Annotated in this window: 8 protein-coding genes and 1 pseudogene; 4 read left to right on the top strand and 5 right to left on the bottom strand. The window is 72.1% G+C overall.

Annotated elements, in window-relative coordinates; translation table 11 throughout:
* The first annotated feature begins 50 nt into the window (after positions 1-50).
* Positions 51-458: an SCO4983 family protein gene (locus OO67_RS06505; protein ID WP_033297901.1), complete on the top strand. Its 408-nt coding sequence runs from the start codon at positions 51-53 to the stop codon at positions 456-458.
* Positions 459-540: 82 nt separating this feature from the next.
* On the opposite strand, the gene OO67_RS06500 is transcribed toward OO67_RS06505, so the two are convergent.
* Complete coding sequence (locus tag OO67_RS06500; protein WP_051709181.1) at positions 541-2,277, bottom strand: hypothetical protein; 1,737 nt, start codon at positions 2,275-2,277, stop codon at positions 541-543.
* A gap of 272 nt (positions 2,278-2,549) precedes the next feature.
* Complete coding sequence (locus OO67_RS06495; protein WP_033297899.1) at positions 2,550-4,376, bottom strand: phosphoenolpyruvate carboxykinase (GTP); 1,827 nt, start codon at positions 4,374-4,376, stop codon at positions 2,550-2,552.
* Between the two features lie 206 nt (positions 4,377-4,582).
* On the opposite strand from OO67_RS06495, the gene trhA reads away from it, so the two are divergent.
* A complete protein-coding gene (gene trhA, locus OO67_RS06490; protein ID WP_033297897.1) occupies positions 4,583-5,266 on the top strand; it encodes a PAQR family membrane homeostasis protein TrhA in 684 nt (227 codons plus the stop codon).
* A gap of 57 nt (positions 5,267-5,323) precedes the next feature.
* Here trhA and OO67_RS06485 read toward each other — a convergent pair whose 3' ends face one another.
* Positions 5,324-7,351 carry a thioredoxin domain-containing protein gene (locus OO67_RS06485; protein ID WP_033297895.1) on the bottom strand — a complete coding sequence of 676 codons (2,028 nt, stop codon included), beginning with the start codon at positions 7,349-7,351 and terminating at the stop codon, positions 5,324-5,326.
* A gap of 259 nt (positions 7,352-7,610) precedes the next feature.
* Between OO67_RS06485 and OO67_RS40770 the strand changes: the two are divergent.
* Positions 7,611-7,709: pseudogene (locus tag OO67_RS40770) on the top strand (Uma2 family endonuclease); the annotation flags it as partial.
* A gap of 199 nt (positions 7,710-7,908) precedes the next feature.
* Positions 7,909-11,127 carry a tetratricopeptide repeat protein gene (locus OO67_RS06475; RefSeq protein ID WP_033297891.1) on the top strand — a complete coding sequence of 1,073 codons (3,219 nt, stop codon included), beginning with the start codon at positions 7,909-7,911 and terminating at the stop codon, positions 11,125-11,127.
* A 44-nt stretch (positions 11,128-11,171) separates the two neighbouring features.
* On the opposite strand, the gene OO67_RS06470 is transcribed toward OO67_RS06475, so the two are convergent.
* Positions 11,172-11,441, bottom strand: a complete 270-nt coding sequence (locus OO67_RS06470; RefSeq protein ID WP_033297890.1) for a hypothetical protein — start codon at positions 11,439-11,441, stop codon at positions 11,172-11,174.
* A 1-nt stretch (position 11,442) separates the two neighbouring features.
* A complete protein-coding gene (gene mca, locus OO67_RS06465; protein ID WP_033297889.1) occupies positions 11,443-12,324 on the bottom strand; it encodes a mycothiol conjugate amidase Mca in 882 nt (293 codons plus the stop codon).
* Between the last annotated feature and the right edge of the window lie 25 nt (positions 12,325-12,349).

Genomic DNA, 12,349 nt, shown 5'->3' with positions numbered 1-12,349 from the left:
AGACTCGATCCAATGTAGGATGGCCTTACTGCAACGCCAGGAGGCCATCCATGTACGAGCCGATCCGCACCAAGTCGGTCCACACATCGGCCGACGACGCCGATTTCCCGCACCGCAGCCGCGAGGACGCGCTGGACATCCAGCTCGCCGGACACCTCGCCGCCCTGCTCGCCGTCACCGACGAGCTGGGCCTCACCGCCATGGGCGACCGCATCGCGGAGCAGGTGGCCAGGCTCCGCGCCGCGCCGCCCGCCCGGCACGCCGGACGGAGCGAGGCCTCCCCGGCCGCTCTGCACCGCCGCGCCCACGCCCTCGCCGGCCGGGCCCTCGTGGTGGCCGCGTCCCGCGCCGACACCGCCGTGGCGATTCTCGCGGCCGAAGCCATGGACGCGCATGCCGCGGCCCTGGCCGCCCCTGCCGCACCGACCGCACCGACCGCACTGGTCGGCGCCCCCTGACGGCCCCGGTCCACGGTCGCGAAGACACGTGGACCGGGTGCCACACACGAGCGGGGTGCGGACCGCGCCCCGCCCCGGACGCCTACGAGGCGGGACGGACGCGCACCGAGACCGACGCGGTCGAGGCGCTGTGCAGGTCGTCCCCCGCGTAGGCGACCGTGTAGACGACCTCGCCCCGCGCCGACGGCAGGTCGTGGATCCTGAAGGTGCCGTCGGCCGCGACCGCCGCCGAGGTGAGCGTGCCGGTGCCCTTCCGGTCCGTCCGCTGCACGGCCAGAGTGATGCCCGAGGGCAGCGCGCGGCCCTGGCCGGTCAGGGTGCCGGTGATCTCCAGGCTCTGGTTCTTCGTCGCCTCCGCCGGAGCCGTGAGCGCGATGGCCGTCGGCGCCTTGGCCACCGTGACCTGGAGTGAGACGTCCTCGGCGGGACGGTGGGTCACGTCCCCGAGGAAGGACAGGGTGTACGTGGCCTCTCCGACCAGGGACGGGACGTCGAGAACCGTGAACGTGCCGTCCGGGTCGACCTCCACGGCCGCCAGCTTGCGGTCACCGTTGGCGTCATGACGCGTCGCCGAGACCTTGACTGGCTCGGCCGGAGCGGGACCGTCGAGTTCGAGCCGGCCCCGGATGCCGAGCGGTTCACCGACGACCGGCGTGCCCGGGGTGGTGGACAGCGCTCCCGTGAAGCGGGAGTCGTACTGGGCGGCGGGCGGCTGGATCACGTGCAGCCAGTAGGCGGTACCCGAGGCGTTGGTGGTCACCGCGAAGAGCCGGGAGCCGTCCTGGGACCACCCGAGGCCGCGCGGGGCGACCCGGGCTCCGTCGAGTTCACCCTCGAAGGCGAACTCCAGCGCCGTGGTGCCCTCCGCCGGGTCCGCCTTCTGGATCAGCAGGTCCGCCGTGGACCCGGTGGCGGTGGCCCCTCGCGCGACGTACCCGCCTTCGGCGCTGAACGCGACGGCCGAGGCCTTCGCCCCCTCCGGCAGCGGCTGGTACTGCACCGGGGCGTCCGACAGATCGGCGGTGCGGAGCAGGCGGGTGCCGTGCGCGGCGTCGGCGACGGCGAGCCTGGCGCCGTCGCCCGACAGGGCCAGGTCCCTGAGGTCGAGCGCGCCCGCGCCCGCGCTGTCGGCGAAGCGGCGCTGCGGTCCCCGCACGAGGGTGTCGCCACTGCTGTCGAAGACGGTCAGGTAGGGGTCGGTCCCGCCCGGGCTCAGCGTCTGCCCCACGGCGAGCACGTCCGGGGTCTGGGGCGTGGTCGCGAAGTGGAGCCTGCCCGCACCCTCCCAGCCGGTGTAGGAGAGGAGGCCGTTCGCGCTCCCGTACAGATAGCTCTGCCGTTCGTCGCACAGGGTGGTGTAGCCGATGTCGGTGTGCCACACCTTGCCACCCGCGTAGGCGACCTGACGCCCGCACTGACCTGACCAGTTGGTCCCGGTGTGGGTGGTCTTCTCGAACGTCTCGGTGTCGTACGCGGAGATCCGGTTCATCTCGGAGACGTACAGCTTCGAACCGTCGTGTGCGAGAGCCATGCCGCCGACGGAGCCGTACGTGCTGGGCAGCTCGTCGACCTTCTGGCCCTGGAAGTTGTAGACGTGCACCGAGGTCTTCACCGTCGTGGACCGTGCGTCGTCACTGACGTAGACCCGTTCGTGCGCGGAGTCCACGACCATGGACGAGAACGACGAGATGGGCAGCTTCGCCACGTCGTCGTCCGCCGCGTGGGCCGCCGGCGCCGCGAGCACGGTGAGACCCGCACCGCCGAGCGTGAGTGCGAGGAGTGTCGCGAGGCCGCGCTTCCTCTGTCCTGACCTGTTCAACTGTTCCCCCACAGAAGCGTTGACGGCATCCGACGGCTCTCTCGGACGCCCTGTGGGCATCATGCAACAGATGTGAAGGTTATGTGCGCAAGTTGTTGGTGATTCATGGACGTTCTCCCCGAAATCGGGGCGGCGCCCAGCCGGAGGCGGTCTCCTGGAAGGGAGCGGCACCCGGAACCATGAGGGGGCTCCGGGTGCCGTGCCGCGGCGGGCCGTTGACCCCACAGGTCAGGGCGGATGTCGGAAGAGCCCGGCCGCGGGGCCGAAGGGGATCAGCCCAGGCGCTGGACCAGCGCGCGGTACTCGTCCCACAGCTCCTTCGGCGTGTGGTCGCCGAAGGTGTTGAGGTGTTCGGGGATCAGCGCGGCCTCTTCGCGCCAGACCTCCTTGTCGACGTTCAGCAGGAAGTCGAGGTCGGACTCGGAGAGATCCAGGCCGTCCGTGTCCATGGATCCCTTGGCCGGCAGGATGCCGATCGGCGTCTCGACGCCCTCCGCCCTGCCCTCCAGGCGCTCGACGATCCACTTGAGCACGCGGCTGTTCTCACCGAAGCCGGGCCACACGAACTTGCCCGCCTCGTTCTTGCGGAACCAGTTCACGTAGTAGATCTTCGGAAGCTTCGACTGGTCCGCCTTGCCGGCGCCCACCTCGACCCAGTGCTTCATGTAGTCGCCCATGTTGTAGCCGCAGAACGGCAGCATGGCGAACGGGTCGCGTCGCAGCTCACCGACCTTGCCCTCGGCCGCGGCGGTCTTCTCGGAGGCGACGTTGGCCCCGAGGAAGACGCCGTGCTGCCAGGTGAAGGACTCGGTGACCAGCGGGACCGCGGAGGCGCGGCGGCCGCCGAAGAGGATCGCCGAGATCGGAACACCCTTCGGGTCCTCCCACTCCGGCGCGATGATCGGGCACTGGCCGGCCGGAACGGTGAAGCGGGCGTTGGGGTGCGCGGCGGGCGTGCCGGACTCGGGGGTCCAGTCGTTGCCCTTCCAGTCCGTGAGGTGCGCCGGGAGCTCCTCGGTCATGCCCTCCCACCACACGTCGCCGTCGTCGGTGAGCGCGACGTTGGTGAAGACGGAGTTGCCCCACATGGTCTTCATGGCGTTGGCGTTGGTGTGCTCGCCGGTGCCGGGCGCGACACCGAAGAAGCCGGCCTCCGGGTTGATCGCGTACAGCTGGCCGTCCTCGCCGAACCGCATCCAGGCGATGTCGTCGCCGATGGTCTCGACGGTCCAGCCGGGGATCGTGGGCTCCAGCATGGCGAGGTTGGTCTTGCCGCAGGCGCTCGGGAACGCGGCCGCGACGTACTTGCTCCCGCCGCTGGGCGGAGTGAGCTTGAGGATCAGCATGTGCTCCGCGAGCCAGCCCTCGTCCCGCGCCATGACGGAGGCGATGCGCAGCGCGTAGCACTTCTTGCCGAGAAGGGCGTTGCCGCCGTAACCGGAGCCGTAGGACCAGATCTCGCGGTCCTCGGGGAAGTGCGAGATGTACTTCGTGGAGTTGCAGGGCCACGGGACGTCGGCCTCGCCCTCGGCGAGGGGAGCGCCGAGGGTGTGGACGGCCTTGACGAAGAAGCCGTCGGTGCCCAGCTCCTCCAGGACCGCCTGGCCCATGCGCGTCATCGTGCGCATCGACACGGCGACGTACGCGGAGTCGGTGATCTCGACACCGATCGCGGAGAGCGGCGAGCCGACGGGGCCCATGCAGAACGGGACGACGTACATCGTGCGGCCGCGCATGGAGCCGCGGAAGACGCCCTTCTCCCCCGCGAAGATCTCCCGCATCTCGGCGGGCGCCTTCCAGTGGTTGGTCGGGCCCGCGTCCTCCTCCTTCTCGGAACAGATGAAGGTGCGGTCCTCGACGCGGGCGACGTCGCTCGGGTCGGAAGCCGCGTAGTACGAGTTGGGGCGCTTGACCGGGTCGAGCGCGGTGAAGGTGCCCTTGGCGACGAGCTCCCCGCACAGGCGCTCGTACTCGGCCTCCGAGCCGTCGCACCAGACCACGCGGTCCGGCTGGGTGAGGGCGGCGATCTCGTCCACCCAGGAGACGAGCTCCTGGTGACGAGTGGGAACAGTGAGGGGAGCCGCGATGTCTCGCGCCACGATCGCTCCTAGTCGAGAGGGTGTGTTGTCAGGCCCCGTGGGGGCTGCGACCCGGATGCTGACCCCTTCGAATTCCCCTGGCGCTCATCCGGTGCCGACCGCACTCATTTGATCATCCGACCATCCCGCCCATATGTCCAGAGGGCCGCACACGTGAGCATCGCCACTCATGACGGCACCTACGGGAGCGTAGGTAGCATGCGGATATGACTTCTGCCGCCTCCGAGTCCGGCCCCGTCGAACTCACCGACCCCGTCCCGGTCAAACCACGGATGCGCGGCTGGCTGCACGCCGGAATGTTCCCCGCGGTGGTCATCGCCGGAATCGCCCTGATCGCCCTGGCCGACAGCTCACGCGCGCGGGTCGCCTGCGCCGTGTACGTGCTCAGCGCCTGCCTGCTGTTCGGGGTGAGCGGGGTCTACCACCGGGGTACGTGGGGGCCGCGCGGCGAAGCGGTGCTGCGCCGGCTCGACCACGCGAACATCTTCCTGATCATCGCGGGCACCTACACGCCGCTGGCCCTCCTGCTGCTGCCGGAGTCCACGAGCCGCCCGCTCCTGTGGGCGATCTGGGGCGCGGCGGCGGCCGGCATCGCCTTCCGCGTGTTCTGGGTCGGCGCCCCGCGCTGGCTCTACACCCCGTGCTACATCGCCATGGGATGGGCCGCGGTGTTCTTCCTGCCGGACTTCATGCGCACCGGCGGCATCACGGTACTGGTCCTCGTCGTCGCCGGCGGGCTGCTCTACAGCGCCGGAGGCGTCATCTACGGCCTCAAGCGCCCGAACCCCTCACCGCGTTACTTCGGCTTCCACGAGGTCTTCCACTCACTGACACTGGCGGCGTTCGTCGCGCACTACATCGGGATCTCCCTGGTCGCCTACCAGCAGTGAGCCGTCGGTGCGGCGAAGGGCCGGGCCACCACGGCCGGCCCTTCGCCGCACCTCGCCTCAGCCGCCCAGCTTGGCGGCGAGCTCCCCCGCGTCCGTCGTCGGCGCGTCGCACACGAAGTGCCGGCAGACGTACGCGGTCGGCTCACCGCCCACCAGCGGCCGGTCCACCAGCAGCGGGAACTCGTAGCCGGCGTCCGGCCCCTCGCCCGCCGCGACGACCGCACCGGGCGCCCGCCCCAGCAGAGCCGCCCGGTGCAGCTCCCCGGCGACCGGACCGGCCACCGCGACCTCCCGGGGGCCGTCCAGCAGCGCCTCGGCGACCGCCAGGCCCCAGCCGATGAACCGGGGTGCCTTCGGGCCGAGCGCCCCGACGATCCCGAGGGCACCCTCGGCCGCCGTGCGGTGCGCCTCGGATCCGGTGTGCGCGGCGTAGGAGAGCAGCGCGCCCGCGGCGGCGGTCCAGCCGGCCGGGGTGGCACTGTCGGTGGGGTCCTGCGGACGCCGGATGAGCTGCTCCGCGTCGTCGGCGGCATCGAACATCTGTCCGCCCTCCCCGGTGAAGTGCTGGAGCACGATGTCCAGCAGGAAGCCGGCGAACTCCAGCCACGCGCCCTCACCCGTCACGGAGGCGAGCGCGAGGAACCCTTCGGCGACGTCGCCGTAGTCCTCCAGGACCCCCGAGTTGTCCCCGGCGCGGCCGTCCTTCGACGTGCGGCAGAGCCGGGCGACGTCACCCATGTGCACCCGTACCAGCAGGTCCGCGGCCTCGGTGGCCCGCTCGACCAGGTCCGGGCGGCCGAAATAGGCCCCGGTCTCGGCGAGCGCGGCGATCGCCAGTCCGTTCCAGGCGGCGACGATCTTGTCGTCGCGCTCGGGGCGTACCCGCAGCTCACGTGCGGCGAGCAGCCGGGCCCGTACGTCGTCGACCCGCGCGGCGTCGGTGGTGTCCGTCTCCCCGGCCCCCACGAGCCGCAGGACGGAGGACCCCTCCTCGAAGGTGCCCTCCTCGGTCACGCCGAAGTGCTCGGCGGCGAAGGCGGCGTCCTCCTCACCCAGCACCTCGCGCAGCTGCGCGGGCGTCCACACGTAGAAGGCGCCCTCGACGTGGCGCCCCTGCGCGTCCTCGCTGTCCGCGTCCAGCGCCGAGGCGAAACCGCCCTCGGTGGTCCGCAGCTCCCGCACCATGAAGTCGGCCGTCTCCAGGGCCACCCGGCGGGCCAGGTCCGATCCCGTGGCCCGCCACAGATGGGCGTACACGCGGCACAGCAGGGCGTTGTCGTAGAGCATCTTCTCGAAGTGCGGGACGACCCATTCCCGGTCCACGGAGTAGCGCGCGAAACCACCGCCGAGCTGGTCGTAGATCCCGCCGCGCGCCATGGCCGCACAGCTGTCGGCGGCCATCTGCAGGGCGCCCTCCGCGCCCGTACGGGCGTGGTGACGCAGCAGGAACTCGATGACCATGGACGGCGGGAACTTGGGCGCGCCGCCGAAACCGCCGTGCTTCTCGTCGTAGTCCCGCGTCAGCCGCAGCAGCGCCTGCGCCAGCTCCGGCTCGCCCGGCAGGTTCCCCTCCCCGGTGGTCAGGGAGCGGCCCGCCAGGTCACGGACGATGCGCCCGGCCACCTCCGCGACCTCCTCGCGCCGGTCGGACCAGGCGGCCACGACCCCTTCGAGCACCTGCTGGAAGGAGGGCATGCCGTGGCGGGGCTCGGGCGGGAAGTACGTGCCGAAGTAGAAGGGCTCGGCCTCGGCGGTCAGGAAGACGGTCATCGGCCATCCCCCCTGGCCGGTCGCGGCCTGCACGGCCTCCATGTACACGGCGTCGACGTCGGGCCGCTCCTCGCGGTCGACCTTCACCGGCACGAAGTGCGCGTTGAGATAGTCGGCGGTGGCCGCGTCCTCGAACGACTCGTGGGCCATCACATGGCACCAGTGGCAGCTGGCGTAGCCGACGCTGAGCAGCACGGGGACGCCGCGGCGGCGGGCCTCCTCGAACGCCTCGGGCGACCACGGCCACCAGTCGACGGGATTGTCGGCGTGCTGGAGGAGGTACGGGGAAGTGGTCTGCGCAAGTCGGTTGGCCATACCCCAATCCTTGCGCACCGGGGGTGACGGCGGGGGGGACGGGCTCACCGGGGTGAGGAGGTTCGGGCCTCCGGCACCCGCCCGGAGCCTCGGCGGACCAAGCCCCTGGACAGCACGGAACAGTAGGCCGATCCGAGCAGCACCGGAACTGACGAGCATCCTCGAAGGAGGCACGTTCATGACCGCCGGCATGATGATCGCACCCGCATGGATGCACCTCCAGATCAGCGCGGAGCAGTACGACTCCTGGTCCGAGGAGGACCCCGCCACCAAGGCGTACCGGGACGGCGAGATGTTCACCGGCGTGATCAAGGCCGCCGCGCCCTTCTCCGTCACCGTGGACCTGCAAGCCACCTGACGACCGGCATCCCGCCCGGCGGCGCGGTCGACCCGAGCAGGCGGCACCGCCCCCGCGGGCCTCCTCCGACGCGCTCCTTGCGCACACCGATCCCCCGCCGGTCGATCGCCCCGCTCTCTCGCGCTGACGGGCCGTACGCAGGACACTGGACGCCCGTGACAGCCGGACGGGGCGGAGCAGCCGGAACCTAGGGGGACGCATGCGGGACAGCCATCGGGCGGAAGCCGAACGGCTGTTGGTACGTGCCGTGGAGGAAGAGGCACGGCGGACAGGAGGCCGGACGGACTCCGGCGCGCTGCTGGCGCGTGCGCGGGGCGCGCTCGACACCATGGCGGCGGGCGCCGCCGACGAGTACGCCACCTACACCCGCGCGCTCGACGCCGCGGGGGCCGGCCGGCAGCCGCTGTCGGCACGGTTCAGCCGGGCGTCGCTGGGAACACCGATGCTGGTGACGGGCGTTGCCGCGGCGGCCGCGTTCGGCGCGGACCTCGCACTCGGCACCGAAACCGGTCTCGCCCTCGGCGCGGGCGCGGTCGTCGCCGTCGCGGGGACGACCGCTACGGTGGCCCGGGTGACCGCCTCGCACTGGCCGGCCGCCCACCGCAGGGCGGGCGAACGGAACCAGCCCGGCGGCCCTGAACAGCTGCGGCTGGCGTGGCTGACGGCCCTGGAGGTGCGGGGCATCCGCCCGTTCCTCGACCAGCAGCGGATGCTGACCGCCTCCACCCGGCCGCCGAAGAAGTCGGGCGCTTCCGTCGTGGCGCAGCTGCGCGGCGGCGACCGCAGTGGAGCCGCACGCACCCGCTCACTCCTCGAACAGTCCTTCGGTCATCTGCCCGCGGTGGACGGGCCGTTCGCGGGCCGCCGCGCCGAACTGGCGCAGATCGCCCGGTGGGTGCACGCCGCCCGGGCCGCGACCGAGACCAGGCCGACCGTCGTCGTCCTGCACGGCGCCCCGGGCTCCGGGCGCACCACACTCGCCGTGCGGGCCGCGCACGCGCTGAAGGACCAGTTCCGCGGGGCATGCGTGGTGGACCTGCGGGGCGAGGTCGCCGGGGAGGCCCCGCTGCCGACACGGGACGCCCTGCTGCACCTGCTCAACCGGCTGGGGGCGCCGCGCGAACAGCTGCTCTTCCGGGAGAGGTCCTCCGCCGAACAGCACGTACGGCGCCTGGGCGAGCTCTACCACCAGCATCTGGCGGGCACGCCCGTCACGATCGTCCTGGACGACGCCACCGACGCGGCCCAGGTGCGCACGCTCGTGCCCGAGCGCTCCGACAGTCTCGTCCTGGTCACCGCCCGCGAACCCCTGGAGCTGCCCGAGGACACCCCGGCCCGGGTGTACCACCTGCCCGTCGGCGGTCTGGACGCGGCGGGGGCGGAGGAGCTGCTGCGCGAGTCGGCACACGACGAGGAGGCCGGACCGTACGACTACCCGTCGACCGACACCGTCGTCGAGCTGTGCGGCGGGCTGCCACTCGCCCTGCGGGTCGCGGGCTCCGCCCTCGGCGCGCGTACGCGGGCCGAGCTCGCGGCCGCCCTCGGTGCCTACGGTCCGGTCGCACCCGTGGAGCGTGCCCTGTGGCTGCGCTACACCGACCAGTCCGACGCGGCCCGCAGGCTGCTGCGGCGGCTCGCCCTTGCCGGACGCGCCAGCCTGGGGGCGGCCGCGGCGGCCTCTCTGCTCTCCTCCGACGAGCAGGAGGCCGGCCGCCTGCTGGAGGCCCTGGCCGGGGCCGGGCTCCTCGTCCACGTGCGGGGGGCCCGCTACCGGCTGCACGACCTCGTACGGGACTTCGCCCTGGCGAGGCTGCTCGACGAGGAACCGGCGGCCGACCGCACGGCCGCGCAGGAGCGCCTCATCCAGAACTACGCGGAACTGGCCGACGCGGTGATCCGCATGGTGGACGGCAAGATGTCCACCCGCGCCGGGCAGTTCGGCTCGCACGGCTTCAGCTCGCTGGACGCCGCCCTGCGCTGGCTGGACGACGAGTCGAGCTTCATCACCTCGGCGCTGCGGCACACGGAGGGCGTCGACCAGGGGGCGGTGCTCCACCTCCTGGGCGCCCTGTGCGACTACTGCCTGCTGCGCGGCGACCTCTACCGGCTCGGCGAGATCAGCGAGCTGACGCAGGCCGTCGACCAGGGGCTCCTGGAGCGGTCCGTCCAGTGGCGCACCGGCATCGCGGCCCGGCAGCTCGGGGAGCTCGACAAGGCCCGCACCACGCTCTCCTCCGTCGTCGGCCTCTACCGCGAGGCCCACAACGACGCGGGGGCCGCCCTCGCGCTCTGCTCGCTCGGCATCACGCTGCACCACCAGGGGAACCTGAGTGAGGCCTCGGCGCGGCTCCGGGAGGCGCTCGCCCTGCAGGCATCGCCGGAACTGGCGGAGGACCGGGCCTGGTCCCTGCACGCCCTGGCCGCCGTCGAACGCGACCGCGCCGACCTCGCCGAGGCCCTGACCCTGCTGGACACCGCGCTCGCCCTGCACCGCGAGGGCGAGTCGCTGCACGGCGAGGCCTGGACACACTTCCAGCTCGGCCAGGTCTGCCTGCGGATGGGCGAGGTCGCGAGGGCCGAGGAGGAGCTGTCCACCGCGCTCGACCTGTACGGCCGCACCCGGGACGAGCGCGGCGAGGCCTGGGCCCTGACCCAGCTGGCCCGCGCCCGGCTGCTGGACGGCGACGCCGCTCCGGCGGTAGAGGAGCTGCGCGGGGCCCTCGCCCGGCACCGGGGCAACGAGGACGCGCGCGGCGAGGCGTGGACGCGGTACTACCTGGGGCAGGCGCTGGAGGAGGACGGCGACACCGACCAGGCGGTACGGGAGCTGGAGCGGGCGCGCACGATGTTCTCCCGGATGCGGGACGTGTACGGCCTGGCGTGCGCCCGCCACCACTCGGGGCGTGTCACACGCGACCAGCGGGCCACGCAGACGGGCAACCTGCGCAACTCCGGTTTCGCCCGGCAGCTCCTGGTGGACGCCCGGGCGGACTTCAAGCGGATCGGGGTGGCCCACGGCGAGGCCTGGGCCTGCCTGGAGCTGGCCCTGATCGACGGCGGCAACAACCGCGCTGCGCAGGCGCTGGAACTCTGCGGCGAAGCCGTCACCCTGTTCGCGTCGTACGGCGACGTCCGGGGCGGCGACTGGGCGGCGTTCCTGCGGTGCACGCTACTGCCGTACGCCTCACCGGGCGGCAGCGAGGTGGGCACGGCGGTGGCCCAGCAGGAACTCGCGGACCTGCTGGAGGCCGCCCACCCGCTGCGGGACGCCGAGCTGCAGGACTGCGCGGAGGCTTTCCGCGTGGTCCTGAACCGTGGGGTGGACCTGGACGACGGCTGGCAGGCCTGGCGCCTCGGACTGACGCCGTCCCGGCACGCCCGCGAGGTGATGGGAGTGCCGGTGGGCGTGCGGCCCTGAGAGAGGGCCGTGGCGGGCCGGGACGACTGCCTGGCCCCGCCGCGTCAGCTCTTGCCCGAGGCCGTCGTCCTCGCCGTGCCCGAGGTGGCCGCCTCCGCCTTCCCGTCGGTGCCCGCGGGCTCCGCCGCCGGGTCGGGGGCCTCCTCGAAGTCGACCTTGCCCATGTGGCGGTTCATCGACTTCATCAGCAGCCACACCCCGACGGCGAGCGCCGCGAAGACGAGGAAGCCGAGGACGCCGGGAGTCACCTTGTTCTCGTCGAGCTCTTTGGCGGCGAGCGGAACGAACTGCGTCAGTGCCTGGGTCGCGTACATATCAGGCATTGTCGCGGATGCCCGCGAAGAGGTCGCTCTCGGGGAGGGAAGTAGCGACCAGGGACTTGGCGAGCTCGTACTCCTCGGTCGGCCAGACCTCCCGCTGGACGTCCATCGGCACCCGGAACCAGCCGCCGTCCGGATCGATCTGCGTCGCGTGCGCGATCAGCGCCTTGTCACGGATCTCGAAGAAGTCGTCGCACGGGATGTGCGTGGTCAGCGTGCGTTCTGCGCGCTCGAACTCCTTCCAGCGCTCCAGCCACTCGCCGTACGGGGACTCCAGCCCACGGGCGAGGAGTGCCTCGTGCAGGGCGACCGTCCGCGGCTTGTTGAAGCCCTGGTTGTAGTAGAGCTTCTGCGGCTGGAAGGCCGGGCCGAACTCCGCCTCGGGGAACCTCTCGGTGTCCGCGGCGCCGTCGAACGCGATCATGGAGATCGTGTGGGTCTTGATGTGGTCGGGGTGCGGATACCCGCCGTTCTCGTCGTAGGTGGTGATCACCTGCGGCCTGAAGGCGCGGATCTTCGCGACGAGACGCCCCGCCGCCGTCTCGTCGTCCTCCAGCGCGAAGCAGCCCTCGGGCAGCGGAGGCAGCGGGTCCCCCTCGGGCAGACCCGAGTCGACGAAGCCGAGCCACTCCTGCTTGACGCCCAGGATCTCGCGGGCCTCGTCCATCTCCTTACGGCGCACCTCGTGGATGTTCGCCTCGATGTACGCGTCCCCCTGGAGCTTCGGGTTGAGGACGGATCCCCGCTCGCCCCCTGTGCAGGTGACGACGAGGACGTCCACCCCCTCGGACACGTACTTGGCCATGGTGGCCGCGCCCTTGCTCGACTCGTCGTCGGGGTGGGCGTGAACGGCCATCAGTCTCAGCTGCTCGGTCAAGACTCGGTCCTCAGTGATTGGTCGC

The organism is Streptomyces atroolivaceus (genome assembly GCF_000717025.1).
GTDB lineage: Bacteria > Actinomycetota > Actinomycetes > Streptomycetales > Streptomycetaceae > Streptomyces > Streptomyces atroolivaceus.
Note: the sequence above shows the minus strand (reverse complement) of the source record. Positions and strands in the feature narration are given on the sequence as shown.